Annotated in this window: 19 protein-coding genes; 11 read left to right on the top strand and 8 right to left on the bottom strand. The window is 36.8% G+C overall.

Translation table 11 applies throughout. The features are described from left to right. Positions 1 to 42 precede the first annotated feature (42 nt). Positions 43 to 867 (bottom strand): IS982 family transposase, encoded by an 825-nt coding sequence (locus AC3QLY_RS13615; protein ID WP_075051507.1) that lies wholly within the window; start codon positions 865 to 867, stop codon positions 43 to 45. 135 nt (positions 868 to 1002) lie between these two features. Here AC3QLY_RS13615 and AC3QLY_RS13610 point away from each other — a divergent pair, with 135 nt between their 5' ends. Next, complete coding sequence (locus tag AC3QLY_RS13610; protein ID WP_492989875.1) at positions 1003 to 1140, top strand: hypothetical protein; 138 nt, start codon at positions 1003 to 1005, stop codon at positions 1138 to 1140. Positions 1141 to 1348: 208 nt separating this feature from the next. On the opposite strand, the gene groL is transcribed toward AC3QLY_RS13610, so the two are convergent. Then, complete coding sequence (groL, locus tag AC3QLY_RS13605) at positions 1349 to 2983, bottom strand: chaperonin GroEL (RefSeq protein ID WP_218330415.1); 1635 nt, start codon at positions 2981 to 2983, stop codon at positions 1349 to 1351. 109 nt (positions 2984 to 3092) lie between these two features. After that, positions 3093 to 3374, bottom strand: a complete 282-nt coding sequence (locus AC3QLY_RS13600) for a co-chaperone GroES (RefSeq protein WP_068244777.1) — start codon at positions 3372 to 3374, stop codon at positions 3093 to 3095. Positions 3375 to 3664: 290 nt separating this feature from the next. Here AC3QLY_RS13600 and AC3QLY_RS13595 point away from each other — a divergent pair, with 290 nt between their 5' ends. The 6 genes from AC3QLY_RS13595 (at position 3665) to coaE (ending at position 7322) form a co-directional block, all read left to right on the top strand. Then, positions 3665 to 4084 (top strand): hypothetical protein, encoded by a 420-nt coding sequence (locus AC3QLY_RS13595; RefSeq protein WP_218330416.1) that lies wholly within the window; start codon positions 3665 to 3667, stop codon positions 4082 to 4084. Positions 4085 to 4113: 29 nt separating this feature from the next. Beyond that, complete coding sequence (locus tag AC3QLY_RS13590) at positions 4114 to 4677, top strand: globin family protein (protein ID WP_218330417.1); 564 nt, start codon at positions 4114 to 4116, stop codon at positions 4675 to 4677. A gap of 187 nt (positions 4678 to 4864) precedes the next feature. Then, a complete protein-coding gene (gene nusB / locus AC3QLY_RS13585; protein ID WP_288096554.1) occupies positions 4865 to 5794 on the top strand; it encodes a transcription antitermination factor NusB in 930 nt (309 codons plus the stop codon). A gap of 13 nt (positions 5795 to 5807) precedes the next feature. Next, positions 5808 to 6257, top strand: a complete 450-nt coding sequence (locus AC3QLY_RS13580; RefSeq protein ID WP_492989874.1) for a DUF1573 domain-containing protein — start codon at positions 5808 to 5810, stop codon at positions 6255 to 6257. A gap of 43 nt (positions 6258 to 6300) precedes the next feature. Continuing rightward, positions 6301 to 6639 carry a preprotein translocase subunit YajC gene (gene yajC / locus AC3QLY_RS13575; protein WP_068244790.1) on the top strand — a complete coding sequence of 113 codons (339 nt, stop codon included), beginning with the start codon at positions 6301 to 6303 and terminating at the stop codon, positions 6637 to 6639. Between the two features lie 26 nt (positions 6640 to 6665). Further along, on the top strand, positions 6666 to 7322 hold the full coding sequence (gene coaE / locus AC3QLY_RS13570) for a dephospho-CoA kinase (RefSeq protein WP_492989873.1): 657 nt from the start codon (positions 6666 to 6668) through the stop codon (positions 7320 to 7322). Between the two features lie 30 nt (positions 7323 to 7352). On the opposite strand, the gene AC3QLY_RS13565 is transcribed toward coaE, so the two are convergent. Together AC3QLY_RS13565 and AC3QLY_RS13560 are read right to left on the bottom strand one after the other, a co-directional pair. After that, the gene (locus AC3QLY_RS13565; RefSeq protein ID WP_218330421.1) at positions 7353 to 7784 is read right to left on the bottom strand and encodes a hypothetical protein; all 432 of its coding nucleotides are present in this window, start codon (positions 7782 to 7784) and stop codon (positions 7353 to 7355) included. A gap of 95 nt (positions 7785 to 7879) precedes the next feature. Next, a complete protein-coding gene (locus tag AC3QLY_RS13560) occupies positions 7880 to 8884 on the bottom strand; it encodes a class I SAM-dependent methyltransferase (RefSeq protein ID WP_287100603.1) in 1005 nt (334 codons plus the stop codon). Positions 8885 to 9051: 167 nt separating this feature from the next. Here AC3QLY_RS13560 and rimO point away from each other — a divergent pair, with 167 nt between their 5' ends. Together rimO and bshC are read left to right on the top strand one after the other, a co-directional pair. Further along, positions 9052 to 10362 carry a 30S ribosomal protein S12 methylthiotransferase RimO gene (rimO, locus tag AC3QLY_RS13555; protein ID WP_288071283.1) on the top strand — a complete coding sequence of 437 codons (1311 nt, stop codon included), beginning with the start codon at positions 9052 to 9054 and terminating at the stop codon, positions 10360 to 10362. Positions 10363 to 10428: 66 nt separating this feature from the next. Beyond that, positions 10429 to 12027 carry a bacillithiol biosynthesis cysteine-adding enzyme BshC gene (gene bshC, locus AC3QLY_RS13550; RefSeq protein ID WP_288071285.1) on the top strand — a complete coding sequence of 533 codons (1599 nt, stop codon included), beginning with the start codon at positions 10429 to 10431 and terminating at the stop codon, positions 12025 to 12027. Here the strand turns inward: bshC and purE are convergent. After that, on the bottom strand, positions 12024 to 12545 hold the full coding sequence (purE, locus tag AC3QLY_RS13545; protein WP_218330424.1) for a 5-(carboxyamino)imidazole ribonucleotide mutase: 522 nt from the start codon (positions 12543 to 12545) through the stop codon (positions 12024 to 12026). The two genes, bshC and purE, sit on opposite strands and share 4 nt — an antisense overlap. Before the next feature lie 10 nt (positions 12546 to 12555). Further along, positions 12556 to 13287 (bottom strand): pyridoxine 5'-phosphate synthase, encoded by a 732-nt coding sequence (locus AC3QLY_RS13540; RefSeq protein ID WP_288071287.1) that lies wholly within the window; start codon positions 13285 to 13287, stop codon positions 12556 to 12558. Between the two features lie 178 nt (positions 13288 to 13465). On the opposite strand from AC3QLY_RS13540, the gene AC3QLY_RS13535 reads away from it, so the two are divergent. Next, positions 13466 to 15304: a UbiD family decarboxylase gene (locus AC3QLY_RS13535; protein WP_218330426.1), complete on the top strand. Its 1839-nt coding sequence runs from the start codon at positions 13466 to 13468 to the stop codon at positions 15302 to 15304. Between the two features lie 4 nt (positions 15305 to 15308). Here AC3QLY_RS13535 and mgtE read toward each other — a convergent pair whose 3' ends face one another. Further along, positions 15309 to 16718 (bottom strand): magnesium transporter, encoded by a 1410-nt coding sequence (gene mgtE, locus AC3QLY_RS13530; protein ID WP_218330427.1) that lies wholly within the window; start codon positions 16716 to 16718, stop codon positions 15309 to 15311. An 83-nt stretch (positions 16719 to 16801) separates the two neighbouring features. Between mgtE and AC3QLY_RS13525 the strand changes: the two genes are divergently transcribed. Then, positions 16802 to 17185 carry an SET domain-containing protein gene (locus AC3QLY_RS13525; protein ID WP_068244815.1) on the top strand — a complete coding sequence of 128 codons (384 nt, stop codon included), beginning with the start codon at positions 16802 to 16804 and terminating at the stop codon, positions 17183 to 17185. Positions 17186 to 17254: the final 69 nt, after the last annotated feature.

Genomic DNA, 17254 nt, shown 5'->3' with positions numbered 1-17254 from the left:
TGTTAGTACGGTTAATTTATTAAGTAATTCAAGTTTCCTATTTTAAACGATTGCTTTTACTTGAAAAGCTAAAACGAATAGTAATATTTTAAGTAAGAATCCATCTTTAGTGACTGCGTGAATAGAATGGGGTGTCATTTCTACAATTTCACTAATAGTGGTTTCTATACGTTTTCTCATTGCATTTTTAATAAAAGCATGATAAGGTTTATCTGGTTTTTTACTGTTTGATTTTCTGCATATTTTTAACTCTATCAGCTCAGTTTCTTTATATAATTCTTCTAATTCATATGCTGTATAGGCACTGTCTCCAAATAAAGAGCTCTCTGGCGGCAGATCCATAAACATTTTCTGCAAGGCTTCTACATCATGTTCGCTACCAGGTGAAAAACAAATTTCAACCGGTATACCATTTTTGGTTGTAATCAACTGTACCTTTACCCCATAAAAATATTCCCTTTTACTGGCATTGAAGCCTCTCCACTGTTCTCCTGTTAATAATTTGCTCCTGTTAATACGTATGTTATGGCAGACTTTTAATGGAAACGAATCAATGATATATTCCAACTCTGCACACAAATATTTGAACATTCTGCCAATGTGTAAAAACAACCACATCAACAGCGAGGCAACCTTATGCAACCGTTTGTTAAAACCACTCTTGCCAATCATACCAGGTATCATAGCATGTGTGCGCATATAATTAATAGCATGAAACTGGTTTCCTTTAAAATAAAGAGCTGACACTATTGCCGTGCTTATGATCTCGCTATCACTAACTTTTCGTTCCTTGTGTTCATGATGATGGATGCCTTTCAATATATCATCCACTAAACAGTAAATTCCAATAACTTTGTCCTGAAGCATTTGAGTAGAAGTTTTGTTTTCGCAACTCAAAATTATTCCTATTTCAAATGCTTCTATTTTAGGAAACTTGGGTTAAGTAGTAGAAGTAAGAAAAATTTAGTCATTAATTTTTTTATACCCGGCGCTGCATTGTTCATGATTTTTGATTCGGTACTGGCATTAAAAATGATTTTATATTCTGATGTATCTTTTCTTGGTGTAGTAGTAATGGTAAGTTATGGTTATGCGCTGAGTTTATTGGCAGATGGGTTTACCCGTTATTTTAGGGGATAAAAAAATACCTCATAAAATGAGGTAAGGATTGTTAAAGTCATCATCTTTCTTGAGTAAAAAATAATCCAAAACTTTTTTCCACAATTGTATCCATTTCATAGTTCAACTGTTTTGTCATGAAACAATAAAGGGATTGATTGGAAAAAAATCCCGAAAAAAATAATGACTATTCGTTTCGGGATTTTTATATGTTGTATGGTTAGAAGGATTAGTAACCCATTCCGCCCATATCGGGTGCAGGATGTGCTGCAGGTGCCTCAGGTTTTGGTTTGTCGGCAATTACACATTCGGTAGTTAAGAACATACCTGCAATAGATGCAGCATTTTCTAAAGCTACGCGGCTAACTTTTGTAGGATCAATAACGCCGGCTTTAAACAGGTTTTCGTATTGTTCTGTTCTGGCATTGAAACCAAAATCACCTTTGCCTTCTTTAATTTTTTGCACTACAATTGAACCGTCAACACCGGTATTGGTAGTTAAGATGCGGATGGGTTCTTCCAAAGCACGGCGAATAATGGCCATACCGGTTTGTTCATCAGCAATTTGGCCTTTAATTTTGTTTTCCAATACCTCAATGGCGCGGATGTAAGCAACACCACCGCCGGGAACAATACCTTCTTCAACGGCTGCTCTTGTAGCATGTAAAGCATCATCCACACGGTCTTTCTTTTCTTTCATTTCCACCTCGGTAGCTGCGCCGACATACAATACTGCAACACCCCCGGCTAATTTAGCCAAACGTTCCTGCAGTTTTTCTCTGTCGTAATCAGAGGTAGTATTTTCAATTTGTGCTTTAATTTGATTCACTCTTGCGGTTATATCTTGCTTTTTACCTTTTCCGCCAACAATAGTAGTATTGTCTTTGTCGATGGTAACAGAAGCAGCCTGTCCTAAGTAACTTAAATCAGCATTTTCTAATTTAAATCCTTGTTCTTCGCTTACTACAGTACCTGCAGTTAAAATAGCAATATCGTTCAACATTTCTTTTCTTCTGTCGCCAAATCCGGGAGCTTTTACAGCAGCCACTTTAATGGTACCACGCAATTTGTTCACCACCAATGTAGCCAATGCTTCCCCTTCTAAATCCTCTGCAATTATTAATAACGGACGGCCACTTTGCGCAACTTTTTCAAGTATGTGCAAAATATCTTTCATGGCAGAAATTTTCTTATCATATATTAATATGTAAGGATTTTGCAATTCTGCTTCCATTTTTTCGCTGTTGGTAACAAAATAAGGAGAGATGTAGCCACGATCGAATTGCATACCTTCTACAACATCAACTGTAGTATCGGTTCCTTTGGCTTCTTCAACGGTAATAACACCTTCTTTACCTACTTTTAAGAATGCTTCTGCAATTAATTTACCGATGGTTTCATCGTTATTGGCAGAAATGGTAGCCACCTGTTGTATTTTTTTAGAATCGTTTCCAACAGTTTGGCTTTGTGCTTTCAGGTTTTCAACCACTAAGCTAACAGCTTTATCAATACCACGTTTTAAATCCATTGGATTGGCACCGGATGCAACCATTTTTAAACCTTCACTAATAATCGCTTGTGCCAAAACGGTAGCGGTAGTAGTACCATCACCGGCCTGATCGGCGGTTTTGGAAGCTACTTCTTTTACCATTTGTGCACCCATATTTTCAATAGGGTCTTCTAATTCAATTTCTTTTGCAACGGTAACACCATCTTTAGTTACCTGAGGTGCACCGAATTTTTTCTCAATTACAACATTTCTGCCTTTAGGGCCTAATGTTACTTTTACGGCGTTGGCTAATACATCAACACCTTTTTTCATTTTATTTCTTGCTTCAATGTCGAAGAAAATTTGTTTTGCCATCTTTTATTTTTTAAAAGTTTGGAAATATTTTGTTTGAATATTTTTTCGGAAAAGGATAAGATTCGCAATTAATGCATCATTCGGTAAGCATGTTTGAATGGCTGATGGATTAAACTATCGCCAAAATATCGCTTTCCCGCATAATTAATAAATCTTCTCCTTCAATTTGAATTTCAGTTCCGGCATATTTACCATATAAAACGGTATCGCCTACTTTTACGGTTAAAGGTTCATCTTTTTTACCGGCCCCGGCAGCAACAATAGTTCCTTTTTGGGGTTTTTCTTTTGCAGTATCAGGAATGATAATTCCACCTGCTGTTTTTTCTTCTGCCGCAGCAGGCTTAACAATTACCCTGTCATGTAGTGGAGTAACGTTTACTTTTTTAGCCATACGTTATAGATTTTTAGTTGTTAAAAGAAAACTGATTTTGATGAAACGTTACTTGCTATTTTTATGCCACCGCGACATAACAAGTCAAATTTGCAGACTTTGCCTATTTTCTTTTCAGTAAATTTCCCAGCTTGGCAGCAATCTTTGGTTAAGTAACCTTCATGAAATAAACTAAGTGTCAAAATTTCACGCCCTAACCCATTTATTATCGACTGCCCGGATAAAAGAAAAAAAACTTTTTTTCAATCCAAATGAAATCACAATTCGTAAGTGTCATTAAACTGTCATTTATGAAAACAACAAAAATACTTCGTATAGGGGCCATTACCCTTTCTGTTTTAGTGGTTGTTTTATTTGTTCACATTTATTGGGTGACCCGGCCCCAAAAAATAGATGTAAACAGCATTGCAATGGCGCGGATAGATTTTAAAACGCCATTAACCGATCAACAAGGTGCCGCCATTACCGAGTGGTTGTATGCCCAAAAAGGGGTTTCACATGTTTTATGTAATACTAAAACCAGGATTGCAGTGTTTACCTTTTATCCTGCTCAAATAAATGCCACTCAATTAACGGCGCAATTATCAAAATCAATGGCACTACCGGCCAGCCGTTATTTACCTTCTTCGGAAGAAATGGCTTCCGGTTGTCCGGTATTGCCTAATTCAACTGAGAAAAAGCTGGTGCAAATGGTTCAATCTGTTTTTTAATCATTCTTAAACAATAAAAATTCAACACAATGAAAAAAGTACAAACCGTATTTCTGGTAACCGCATTTTTTGCAGCCATCGCTTTATTGGGCAGTTCGTGTAAAAAAAGTGACACCACACCGCCTATGATGACAAAAACTTTATATGATTCATTAGGTGGAACAACAATGGTACCTGATCCGGCAGTTCAGGGTGCCATGATTGAAAAAGGGCGTTTGGGTATTCGTTCGGTAGTTGATAGCGCCATTTTTGTAATTGCTGCCGATACAAACATTAATGTCTACTTTAAAGTGTTGTTACAGGAAGTTTCATCCGGAAATTTGAGTGGATTTAAGGCTTTGAGCAAGAATTTAACTGATTTTTTCTGTGTAGGCACCGGTGCTAAAAACTTTACTTATGGTGGGAAAGATATGGTATCTGCCCATAATCCTGCCACCAATCCACGTATGAATGGCAAAGCAATGAACGATGATTTTGATTCATTTATTAAGGATGTGGTTGTGGCAGCCAAGAAAAATGGATTACCTGATTATTTGATTGCAAGATTAGGTACCATTATTAATTCACTGCGTTCGCAAGTGGTGCAGGCATAAAACATAGTTGGTACTATAGTTATGTAAATTTTGCGTGGTAAGTTCGCTATTTCCGGGGAAGGATAATAGCGGACTTTTTTTATACCTATATTGTAATATTGTAAAAGTGTACATCTGTTACTCAATCACATTTGGAAACTACGTATAAACCATTACTTTTGCTGCCACTAAAACAGTTCTTTCAGCAATGATTAGCAGACGAAATATACGCGTTAAAGTAATGCAGTTACTCTACATTATTGAGAGTGCAAAAGATCCTGAGTGCTTTAAAAATCCGGTACAACAACTTGAAAATAATTTTAAAAAAACCGGCGAACTCTTTGTTTACCTGCTTTATTTTTTAACCGAAGTTGCAAAGTATGCAGAGCAGGATGCTCGTTTAAAAGCCAGTAAAAATATTACCAGTTTTGAAGATTTGAATGTCAATACTAAAATTGCAGGAAATCAAATCCTGTGGAATATTTTAGAATTACCAGCCATTCAGGAGGCCATCAAATCCAATCAACCAGATAAAATGATTGACAGGGAACTGATAAAGAAAATTTATCAGAATATGATCGTCTCTTCAGAGTATAAAACCTATATTCTGGAACAAGGTCGCGATTTAAAGAAGGAAAAAGCCATTTTACTCTATATTTTTAATCAGTTCATTTTACCGAATGAAGATTTTGAAGCACATGTAGAGGATTATTTCCCCAATTGGCAGGATGATGGCGATATGATGATGCAATTCATTACAGAAATCATTCAAAAACCGGCGGCAAGCAATTTTCCGCAATTATTATCAGAAGATAAATGGAAATTTGCCAAAGATTTGCTGATGACAGCCATAGAAAAAAAAGATTTTACATTGAGCATCATTAAACCCAAATTAAATAATTGGGATGCAGAAAGAATTGCATTATTAGATATGATTATTATGCGTTTGGGTGTATGTGAATTTCTTTATTTTGAAACCATTCCAACCAAAGTAACCATTAATGAGTACATTGATATTGCAAAAGAATATAGTACGCCGCAAAGCGGCCATTTTGTAAATGGCATTTTAGATTCTATTCACAAAGAGCTGGTGTTTGTAGGTAAAATTGAAAAAGTAGAATTTAAATCCGGGCAATAATACATTTGCAGCTATGAAATTATTCCCATCAGTTACTATAACCTTATTGTTCTTTGCTATATTCGCCTGCAGTACGCATCATAAAGAAGCGAATACCGATATGAAAGCAGCATTAGATACTGCTCATTATACAACGGTAAAATGGTTAGATAGCACGGTTCAGTTTGGCGGTATACCTAAAGGTGAACATATTACGGTGCGTTTTCGGTGTAAAAATACCGGTAATGAACCATTAATATTGGTGAATGTAAGGTCTGAATGCGGTTGTACAGTAACCAGTTATACAGAACATCCCATAATGCCGGGTTTTGAAGGGTTAATTGAAGCAGCGTTTAACAGTGAACATGTGCCGGTGGGAAATGTGCGTAAAACGGTTATTGCCAATACCAATACCAAAAATGGAACGGAACATTATTTGTTTTTTGAAGGGCAGGTTATTGCAGATAGTGTTGCCAACCATTAACCATTACTTTGTATCTATTTAATCAATTATAAAACAGAATCACATGTTCAATGTTATTTTAATGGCCGGTAATCCACAGCAGGGTGGTGGATCTATTCAATTGTTTTTAATGATTGCCATCATTGCCGTATTTTACTTTTTCATGATTCGTCCGCAGGCAAAAAAAGCCAAAGAGCAAAAAAAGTTTATCGATAATCTGCAAAAAGGGGATAAAATTGTTACACTTGCCGGCATACATGCCACTGTTAACAAGGTAAATGAAGATGGTACCCTGCAAATTGAAGTAAACCCGGGCAGCTATTTAAAAATTGAAAAATCTGCCATTAGTATGGAATGGACAGCAGCACTGAATAAAGCAACTGCAGTTGCCGAAAAAAAATAATTAATTTAAGTAAGTAAAACCCGGCTGTGCAAACATGGCCGGGTTTTTTATGCAATTATATCAAAAGAGAAATACTAATTTTAACCATGCTTAAAATAGGGTTAACAGGAGGAATTGGTAGTGGTAAGACAACCGTTGCAAATATTTTTAAAGTATTTGATATACCCGTGTTGGATGCAGATACTGTTGCAAAGGAATTAATGGAGAAAGATATTACAGTTGTTACTGCCATTCGTAAAGTTTTTGGCAATGAAGTGTATCTGCATGGAAAATTAAACAGAGCTTATTTAGCTGGAATTGTTTTTAAGGATGAAAATAAGTTACATGCCCTAAATGCTATTGTACATCCGGCAACCATTGCTTTTTCCCAACAATGGATGGCACAACAGCAATCTGCCTACGTAATTAAAGAAGCTGCTTTGTTTTTTGAATCGGGGTCAGATAAGGAAATGGACTATATGGTTGGGGTTACAGCCCCTTTGGAATTAAGAATTGCAAGGGTAATGAAAAGAGATAACACCACAAGATCTGCCGTACTGGCACGGATGAATCAACAAATCGATGAAAATAAAAAATTAAAACGCTGCCAATTTGTACTGCAAAACGATGAAACACAACTACTATTGCCACAGATAATAAAATTACACAGCCATTTTTTAGCATTAGCAAAAACAACTGTGTAATTCAGAAGTATAATGTTCCAATTGGATTGTTTAAAATATGTATTTGAATGCCCGGGAAATAAAAGGAATGACCAATGTTGCAAATCCGCCTGTTATTCCTGCATAACCCATAAACTGCATACGAAATGCATCATTATAAATTGGAATTGCAAACTTGTTGCCAATATGGCTGGCAGCTATAAAAAGAAAAATGGTTAATACTCCAAAACCAATCATATAAATAGCGGCACCGGCCATTTTAAAATTTACAAACAAGAAATGGTATATTAAACTGGCAATAATCATAAACAACATGGAAGAGAATATGATTGACGAAACATTTACAATTTCTGAATAAGTAAAATTGGTTAATGAACGCAATAAAAAATCGTAAAACAGATTGAAAATTGTTAACAGATAACCTGCCAAAACGCCTACTGATAAATGTTTTGAGAGTGTGGTTTGTTGATATGTGTACTCCATACATTAATTTTTAAAATTGATTGACATGCTGTTTATTTTGTAAAATTAAAGAATGTGCCGCTGCTTTTAAAATTAAAATGTGCTAAGCTATACATTTACTTTACAATAAGGTAACACCATCTTTTTAATTTCCCTTCAAAATCAAATGGTGTTGTGGCTCTTGTAATGTCTTTAATAGCAGCTGCTTTAATATTGTCCTTATCTATCACAAATCGGGTAAAATTGGTGCTGAAATATATTTTACCGCCTGTGGGTAATGCAGTCAGCACATCATTCAATAACTCCACATGATCACGTTGTATATCTAAAATATCCTTCATTCTTTTGCTGTTACTAAAAGTGGGCGGATCCATGATTACCAAATCAAAACTATTGGGTGGTAAAGTTTTTAAGTATTGTTTTACATCAGCATGTATAAAATGAAATGCGTCTGCATTTTTCAATCGGTTAATCGAAAAGTTATCCTGAGCCCATTGTAAATATGTTTTCGATAAATCAATCGTTGTAACACTTGCAGCTTTTCCTGCTGCCGCATACACTGAAAAAGAACCGGTATATGCAAATAAATTCAAAACACGTTTGTCACCAGCCTCGTTGCGAACCATTTGGCGGGTAATGCGGTGGTCTAAAAACAAGCCGGTATCTAAGTAGTCGGTTAGGTTTACTAAAAATTTTAACCCATTTTCTGTAACAGTAAAATATTGTTTGGTATCGCCTGTTTTTTCATATTGATTGTTTCGGTTGGCCTTTCTTTTGCGTTCTTTAATGTAAATATTTTCGTTGGCTATCCCAAGATATTTGCTTATCAAAGCAACACAAGCCTCTAACCATTCCGTATGCTGCTCCTCTGTCATCTGGTGCCTGCGCTGGTATTCGGCTAAATACACTTTATCCTCATACAAGTCAATACAAAAAGGGAATTCAGGTAAATCATGATCATAAACCCGCCAGCAGGTAATATTTTGTTTTTTTGCAATTTTATATTTGTGTTTAAAAACCTTCATCAAGCGGTTTTCAAACATTGCAGCTTTTTGAGGTGAAAGAATGGGGCTGAATGGCTGATCGTTCGGGGTATCCATATCGGCCAAAATTAAGTGCATTGCCAAATATTTGTCCGAAATTTTTCTATGGCAGTGTTGTTGAATAATGATGGGAACGTTGCAGTGTGCGACGCAACCGGTGTTTAATAGCATTACAAAATGCTGGCTACCAAATTATCTGATTCTTCATGAAGTGCTTTGGAATAAAAACTACCTTTGCGCCCAATATGAAGTCAAAAACACTGAAACAAAATAAAATCAACATTATTACGCTGGGGTGTAGTAAAAATCTGGTAGATAGTGAGGTGCTGAGTGGGCAGTTATCAGCCAATGCTATTCCCGTAGTGCATGAAAATACTAAAACCGACCATAATATTGTGGTGGTAAATACCTGCGGTTTTATTGATAAAGCCAAAGAAGAAAGTATTGATACCATTTTAAATCAGGTAGAATTAAAGCGCAGGGGAAAATTAGACAAAGTATATGTAACCGGTTGCCTGAGTGAACGTTACAGAAACGATTTGGAAAAAGAAATACCCGAAGTAGACGCCTGGTTTGGAACCATGGAACTGCCATTAATTTTAAAACAATTAGGTGCCGATTACAAATCTGAATTATTGGGCGAACGCTTATTAAGTACGCCCAAACATTATGCCTATCTTAAAATTAGTGAGGGCTGTAACAGAACTTGTGCTTTTTGTGCCATACCCCTTATGCGGGGCAGCCATGTTAGCAAACCCATTGAAGCCATTGTTGCAGAAGCAGAAACCTTGGTTAAAAAAGGTGTTAAAGAAATTATGCTGATTGCGCAGGAGTTAACTTATTATGGCTTAGATATATACAAAAAACGTTCATTGCATGTTTTACTGAAGCAACTGGCCGATGTGAAAGGGTTGGAATGGATTCGGCTGCATTATGCATATCCCAATAAATTTCCGTTGGAAGTGTTGGCTGTAATGCGTGAAAAGAAAAATATTTGCAATTATTTAGATATGCCCTTGCAGCATGCCAGCAATAACATGCTAAAGGCCATGCGCCGAAACAGCACTAAAGAAGAAATGAGTGCATTGATTAAAACCATACGGCAGGAAGTACCGGGTATTTGTTTGCGAACAACGTTAATTGCCGGATTTCCGGGAGAAACGGAAGAAGATGTAACAGAACTGAAATCTTTTCTGGAAGAGCACCGCTTTGACAGAGTTGGAATTTTTACATACAGCCATGAAGAAAATACCGGCGCTTATACTTTAGAAGACAATATACCTGCTGAAGTAAAACAACGAAGAGCACAGGAAATAATGGAAGTGCAGCAGGAAATTAGTCTGGAAAAAAATCAGGAAAAAGTAGGGTGGATATTTAAAGTATTGATTGATAAAAAAGAAGCAGGCCGCTATATAGGCAGAACAGAGTTTGATAGTGTTGAAGTGGATAATGAAGTAATTATAGCAACTGATCAAAAACTTTCTGTTGGAGAATTTGTTAACGTACGTATTACAAAAGCGTATGATTATGATATAGAAGGGGAACTGGTGTTGTAAAATGAATTTGAATGATTGAGCAGTTTGCCCTCATCAATTTTTTTAAATAGTAACAAGTATTCATACATGGAAGCACAGTATAGTTATTTACCTATTGAGTCCACCGGTTTTTTTTCTAAAATTGCAGTAGAGTATGTTCAACAACATGAAGGTTTAAGCCCTTTTTATCAACACTCCGTTTCAATAGAAGGCATTCAGGCAGCCATTCAGGCGCGGCAACAAACTATCAATCATCGCCAATTATTGTATGATGTTTTAGTGGAACAATCTGCAGGTTTATCACTTACAACTCTGCAGCAAAATAACTTGCAGGCTATTCTGAGTGAAAATACCTTTACCATTACAACGGCCCACCAACCCAATATTTTTACCGGCCCATTGTATTTTATTTACAAAATTATACATGCTATTCAGCTGGCTGATTATTTAAAAGTACAATTACCCCAATATCATTTTATTCCATTTTATTATATGGGTAGTGAAGATGCTGATTTGGATGAGTTAGGGACAATTACAATTGATGGAAAACAACTTACCTGGCAAACCAAACAAACAGGTGCAGTAGGCAGGATGAAGGTAGATCAGTCTTTTCTGCAACTGATAGAGGAAATAAAAGGACAAATTGATGTATTGCCACATGGTAAGCAATTAAGCACTCTATTCGCCAATGCTTATACGTTAGGTAAAACAATACAGCAGGCTACTTTGGAACTGGTGCATACTTTATTTGCTAATTTTGGTTTGCTGATATTAATACCCGATAATGCCCGTTTAAAAAAAGTATTTGAACCGGTTATCATTAAAGAATTGTCCGAACAATTTTCGCATCAGGCAGTGGAAGCTACTATCCGCGAAATGCAGCAGCATTATCCCATTCAAACGCAAGGGCGCACCATTAATTTATTTTATTTGATGGATACCTATCGGGAACGTATTGAATGTGAAAACAATGTATTTGTTGTAAAAAAAGCCGGCTTGCAATTCAGTAAAGAAGCCATATTGGAAGAACTGCAGCAGCATCCCGAACGATTTAGTGGAAATGTTATTTTAAGGGGGTTATTTCAGGAAACTGTGTTACCCAATATTGTTTTTATTGGTGGCGGTGGCGAATTGGCTTATTGGTTAGAATTAAAGCGGGTTTTTGAATCGGCAGGCGTGCCTTATCCTATGTTATTGTTACGCAATTCGTTTGTTTTAATACAAGAACGTCAGTTGGAAATATGGCGTTCGTTGCAATTTAGTGTAGAAGATTTATTTAAACCGGTATTGCATTTGCAAAATGAATATGCAAAAAGACATAGCGATTATTCTTTATCATTAAATGATGAGATAGCGCAAATCAGAGCTATTTATGCGCTCATTTCGGCGCATGCTGCTAAAGCAGATAGTGCTTTAACTACACATGTTCAGGTATTACAGCATCGGGCCATTGAAAAAATTGAACAATTAGAGAAAAAGATGGCAAGAGCAGAAAGGCGAAAATATGCAACTGATATGCAACGAATTGCCAACATTAAAACACAATTATTTCCTAATAATAATCTGCAGGAGCGTGTGGAGAATTTTTCTGTATTATATGGAAAACATGGCCCTGAATTATTTCATCATATTTATGCAGCTTCAAAATCATTTGGGCAGCAAATGGGCATTATTGCAATGTCTTAAATATCAAACTGATTTACCCAGTCTGATTTTATTTTAGAAATTTTTTCTTTTATTTCCTGTTCTAACTGAATTTTATATTGTTCTACCAAAGTACCTGTAATGGGTTCAAAAGTACCAATTATTTCTGCGGCCAAAATACCGGCATTTTTTGCAGCATTTAAGGCAACTGTGGCTACCGGCACACCGTTGGGCATTTGGAGAATGGATAAAATAGAGTCCCACCCATCTATTGAGTTAGATGATTTGATGGGTACGCCAATAACCGGCAATGGCGTAATGGCAGCCAGCATACCGGGTAAATGAGCAGCTCCGCCGGCGCCTGCAATAATAATTTTTAATCCCCTTTGTTTTGCTTTTTGTGCATACTCAACCATGCGCAGCGGTGTTCTGTGTGCCGAAACAATGGTTAATTCAAATGGAATTTTAAATTGTGTCAATATATCTGCAGCAGCCTGCATTACGGGCAAATCGCTGTCGCTTCCCATTACAATACCTACTTTAATGTTTCCTGTTTCCATATCATTTTTTTTATACTGCAATTTGTAATTGCCGTTTATATAGTTGAATGGTGTTTTCAAAACCCAAATACAATGCATCGCAAATTAAGGCATGGCCAATGCTCACTTCATCCAAATGCGAAATATGTTGCCTGAAATAGTGAAGGTTATATAAATCTAAGTCGTGCCCTGCATTAATACCCAAACCTAAGGTGGACGCTAATTTTGCAGCTGACTGATAAGGTTGAATAGCCATTTCCTTTTTTCCTGCAGCAAATTCACGGGCATACATTTCTGTATACAATTCAATTCTGTCGGTATTGGTTTTGGCTGCGGCTTCTACCATTTTTAAATCCGGGTCTATAAAAATTGATACCCGGATTCCTGCCTTTTTAAATGTGCCGATGATATCTATTAAAAAATCTTTGTGTTGAATCGTGTCCCAGCCATGGTCGCTGGTTAATTGTTTTGTGGCATCGGGTACTAATGTTACCTGATCTGGTTTAGCAGCCAGCACCAGCTCAACAAACTTTTGTTCAGATGGGTTTCCTTCTATATTAAATTCAGTAGTAATTACTTTTTTAATATCCAACACATCCTGGTAAGTAATATGCCGTTCATCAGGTCGCGGATGCACAGTAATACCTTCTGCACCAAAAAGCTGTGCATCGATAGCTGCTTTGACTACATTGGGATTATTGCCACCCCTGGCATTGCGTAAAGTGGCAAATTTATTAATATTGACACTTAACCGTGTATTCATACAACTGAGTTATTTTATGCAAAGTAATTATAAAAAATGCAATGCCGCAATATTGGTCAGTATTGAATATTTTCTTTAATTATGTTGAAAGTAAAGAAGTTGAATTACTGTATGGTTCATTTGAAAACTACAGTAACTTCGCATAGAACTTTGTAAAAGAGCAATTGTTCTTACTGTTATGTCGTATGCCACATTAGAAGCCTGCATCAATGATTTAGAAAAAAATGGTCACTTAGTGCGTATTAAAGAAGCCGTAGACCCCAATTTGGAGATGGCTGCTATTCATTTAAGAGTGCATGCTGCAGGTGGGCCGGCATTGTTGTTTGAAAATGTAAAGGGTACACCGTATAGAGCTGCTTCCAACATTTTTGGAACAGTGGAAAGAAGTAAATTTATTTTTCGAGATACTTTTCAATTGGTACAACAGTTAATTGAGCTGAAAGATAATCCCATTAAAGCACTACAATCACCTTTTAAATATTTATACACCGGATGGGCTGCATTGAAAGCATTGCCCTTAAAAAATCCCATTCTAAAGCCGGTATTAGCTAATCAAATTCAAATCAGTGATTTGCCGTTAATACGGCACTGGCCCAATGATGGCGGGGCATTCGTTACGCTTCCGCAAGTGTATACGGAAGATGTTGAACAACCTGGCATTATGCATGCTAATCTTGGCATGTACCGCATTCAATTAACAGGGAATGATTATGTATGGAATAAAGAAATTGGGTTGCATTATCAATTACACAGAGGTATTGGTATTCATCAAACAAAAGCCAATGCAAAAGGCGTTCCATTAAAAGTAAGCTGTTTTGTGGGTGGCCCGCCGGCACATAGTTTGGCAGCAGTAATGCCATTACCAGAGGGCATAAGCGAAATGGTTTTTGCAGGGGCATTGGGTGCCAGAAGATTTCGTTATACCTATGTAGATGGATTTGCCATTAGTACTGATGCTGATTTTGTAATTACGGGTGAAGTAATGCCGGGAGAAAACAAACCGGAAGGACCATTTGGTGACCATTTAGGTTATTATAGTTTGAAACATCCATTTCCTGTAATGAAAGTGCATAAGGTATTTGCAAAGAAAAATGCCATTTGGCCATTTACGGTTGTAGGCAGGCCACCACAGGAAGATACCAGTTTTGGAGCATTAATTCATGAACTTACCGGTAATGCTGTTACAAAGGAAATTCCGGGTGTGCGTGAAATTCATGCAGTGGATGCTGCAGGTGTACATCCATTGTTGCTGGCTATTGGCAGCGAAAGATATACGCCATTTAATCCTGCCAGAGAGCCTGCGGAAATTTTAACCATTGCCAATCATATTTTGGGAACCGGCCAATTGAGTCTGGCTAAATTTTTATTCATTACTGCTGATGATACCAAACAGTTAACTACATCTAACGTACCTGAATTTATGCAGTTTGTAATGGAGCGAATTGATTTTACCCGGGATGTGCATTTTTATACCAATACCAGTATTGATACATTGGATTACAGCGGAGCAGGATTCAACAAAGGCAGTAAGGTAGTATTTGCTGCATACGGAAATCCAATTAGGCGCTTATGCACTGAGGTGCCTGTTCAATTAAAAGAACTCCATTCTTTTGAAAATGCGCAACTGGTAATACCCGGGGTTATTGCCATAACAGCACAGCCTTATACAGATACAGATGCAGCAAAACAAACTTTAGAAATTTTAGAAACACAACTCAAAGAGAGATGGAATACATTGTCTGATGTGGCTTGTATTGTATTCTGTGACAGCAGTGTATTTACTGCGGCTACCCTCAACAATTTTTTGTGGGTTACCTTTACGCGTTCCAATCCATCGCATGATATACATGGTATTGGTGCCTTTATTGAAAACAAACATTGGGGTTGCAAAGGACCATTGGTAATTGATGCACGCATTAAACCACATCATGCTCCTCCGGTTGAAGTATTGCCGGAAATCCAAAAAAAAATCGATCCGATTTTTGCAAAAGGCGGAAGTTTATATGGAATTGTATAAGCTGTTACAATAATATGCCTCTTAAAAAAAGATAGGCTACACTGAAATAAATAATCAGACCGGTAACATCCACCAATGTTGCCACAAAAGGCGCGGAAGAAACTGCAGGGTCGGCCCCCAATTTTTTAAGCAGCATAGGCAACATTGAGCCGGATAGGGTTCCCCATAAAACCACTCCAATTAAACTTACCCCAACCGTAAATCCAATTAACAACCAGTGGGTACCATATAAGTTCTGAATAATGCCATGCTGCATTAAAACATGCCAGGATGCAATTCTGATAAAACCAATGAGTCCCAAGATACTTCCTAAAATAATTCCACTGCTAATTTCTCTGCGCATTACCCGCCACCAGTCGGTTAAAGAAACTTCGCCCACTGCCATTGCCTGAATAATAAGGGTAGAGGCCTGCGAGCCGCTGTTGCCGCCACTCGACATAATGAGTGGAACAAATATGGATAAAACAACAGCTTTTTCAATTTCATCGGCAAAATAGGCCATCGCTGTTGCAGTTAGCATTTCACTTAAAAATAAAACGATAAGCCATCCTACTCTTTTTTTGATGAGTTTTAAAAAAGAGATATCCAAATAAGGCTCATCTAATGCTTCCGTTCCACCTATTTTTTGTATGTCTTCACTAAATTCTTCATTGGTTACCCAAAGTATATCATCAATGGTAACAATACCCAATAAAATATTATTGTCATCCACTACCGGTAAAGCTACCCGGTTATTCATTTTAAAAATTTTACCGGCATATTCCTGATCGTCATGTACATTCAATGTAATGACTCTTCCATCCATAATTTCTGAAACCAAAGCGTTGGGTACTGCCAATAAAATATCCTTAATACGTATATCATCTAATAATTCCCCTTTGTGGTTAATGACATAAATCACATCAATGGTTTCGCTATTCTTGGCAAATTTTCGGATAGTAGCAAAAACTTCTTCTATGGTATTGTATTCATATACATACACATAGTCGGGTGTCATTAAGCGGCCTACAGAATCTTCCGGATAACCTAATAAAGCCAATGTAATTTTTCTTTCTTCTGGATTGAGTAGTTTAATTAAATCGCGAATAATATGATTGGGCAATTCTGCTAAAAAAGCAGTTCTGTCATCGGGTGGCAATTCATTCAGTAATTCAGCAGTTTTGGCAGGTGGTAAGGTTTTAATAATGTCTTTCTGTTGCGCAATATCTAAAATTTTAAAAACATTGATGGCTCGGTGAATAGACATGTTAGAGAGGATGGTAGCCTCTTCATCCGGAAATTGGTTTACCAATTCAACAACATCGCTGATATGCAGGTTATTTAAAAAATAGGAAAGCCCTTCTTTGTTATCAGATTGCAAATAATGCAAGAATTGGTCTTCTTTGGAAATATTTTTTTTTGAAATTTCAGCCATATTGCAATTTAAGCCTTTAACAGAGGAAGAAAAAATTTGAGATACTGAATTCTGCTAACTTCGCCTGCATTAGTGAATAAGAAATGATATTACCAGATTTAATCATAGCACCCTCTCCAAAAGGAGGGAGAGGAGTATTTGCTTTAGCCGTTATACCATCCGGAACCATTATTGAAATTTCACCGGTGTTGGTTTTTAGTAAACAGGAACGTTTGATTGTAGAGCAAACTTTGTTATATAATTACATTTTTGAGTGGGGTAGGTCGCGGAAGCTGGCAGCATTAGGGTTAGGCTATCTATCTTTATACAATCATGATTATGATGCTAATGCTGATTATACGATGGATTTTGAAAGCGCATTAATGACGATTACTACTGTAAAAAAAATTAATAAAGGCGATGAGATTTTTATTAATTACAATGCAAATCCAAATGATACAACAAAAATTTGGTTCGATGCAAAATAATTTGATACAGTTATAAAAAGGGGCTGTAAGAATACAGCCCCGTAATTCACCAAAACCCAACTATAAAAA

This window comes from Hydrotalea sp. GW822-HT8A01 (assembly GCF_058798575.1).
Note: the sequence above shows the minus strand (reverse complement) of the source record. Positions and strands in the feature narration are given on the sequence as shown.

Coding starts and splice junctions, on each gene's coding strand:
- AC3QLY_RS13615 (WP_075051507.1), bottom strand. CDS start 867: ATGCTTCAGGACAAAGTTATTGGAATTTACTGTTTAGTGGATGATATA.
- AC3QLY_RS13610 (WP_492989875.1), top strand. CDS start 1,003: ATGATTTTTGATTCGGTACTGGCATTAAAAATGATTTTATATTCTGAT.
- groL (WP_218330415.1), bottom strand. CDS start 2,983: ATGGCAAAACAAATTTTCTTCGACATTGAAGCAAGAAATAAAATGAAA.
- AC3QLY_RS13600 (WP_068244777.1), bottom strand. CDS start 3,374: ATGGCTAAAAAAGTAAACGTTACTCCACTACATGACAGGGTAATTGTT.
- AC3QLY_RS13595 (WP_218330416.1), top strand. CDS start 3,665: ATGAAAACAACAAAAATACTTCGTATAGGGGCCATTACCCTTTCTGTT.
- AC3QLY_RS13590 (WP_218330417.1), top strand. CDS start 4,114: ATGAAAAAAGTACAAACCGTATTTCTGGTAACCGCATTTTTTGCAGCC.
- nusB (WP_288096554.1), top strand. CDS start 4,865: ATGATTAGCAGACGAAATATACGCGTTAAAGTAATGCAGTTACTCTAC.
- AC3QLY_RS13580 (WP_492989874.1), top strand. CDS start 5,808: ATGAAATTATTCCCATCAGTTACTATAACCTTATTGTTCTTTGCTATA.
- yajC (WP_068244790.1), top strand. CDS start 6,301: ATGTTCAATGTTATTTTAATGGCCGGTAATCCACAGCAGGGTGGTGGA.
- AC3QLY_RS13565 (WP_218330421.1), bottom strand. CDS start 7,784: ATGGAGTACACATATCAACAAACCACACTCTCAAAACATTTATCAGTA.
- AC3QLY_RS13560 (WP_287100603.1), bottom strand. CDS start 8,884: ATGCACTTAATTTTGGCCGATATGGATACCCCGAACGATCAGCCATTC.
- rimO (WP_288071283.1), top strand. CDS start 9,052: ATGAAGTCAAAAACACTGAAACAAAATAAAATCAACATTATTACGCTG.
- bshC (WP_288071285.1), top strand. CDS start 10,429: ATGGAAGCACAGTATAGTTATTTACCTATTGAGTCCACCGGTTTTTTT.
- purE (WP_218330424.1), bottom strand. CDS start 12,545: ATGGAAACAGGAAACATTAAAGTAGGTATTGTAATGGGAAGCGACAGC.
- AC3QLY_RS13540 (WP_288071287.1), bottom strand. CDS start 13,287: ATGAATACACGGTTAAGTGTCAATATTAATAAATTTGCCACTTTACGC.
- AC3QLY_RS13535 (WP_218330426.1), top strand. CDS start 13,466: ATGTCGTATGCCACATTAGAAGCCTGCATCAATGATTTAGAAAAAAAT.
- mgtE (WP_218330427.1), bottom strand. CDS start 16,718: ATGGCTGAAATTTCAAAAAAAAATATTTCCAAAGAAGACCAATTCTTG.
- AC3QLY_RS13525 (WP_068244815.1), top strand. CDS start 16,802: ATGATATTACCAGATTTAATCATAGCACCCTCTCCAAAAGGAGGGAGA.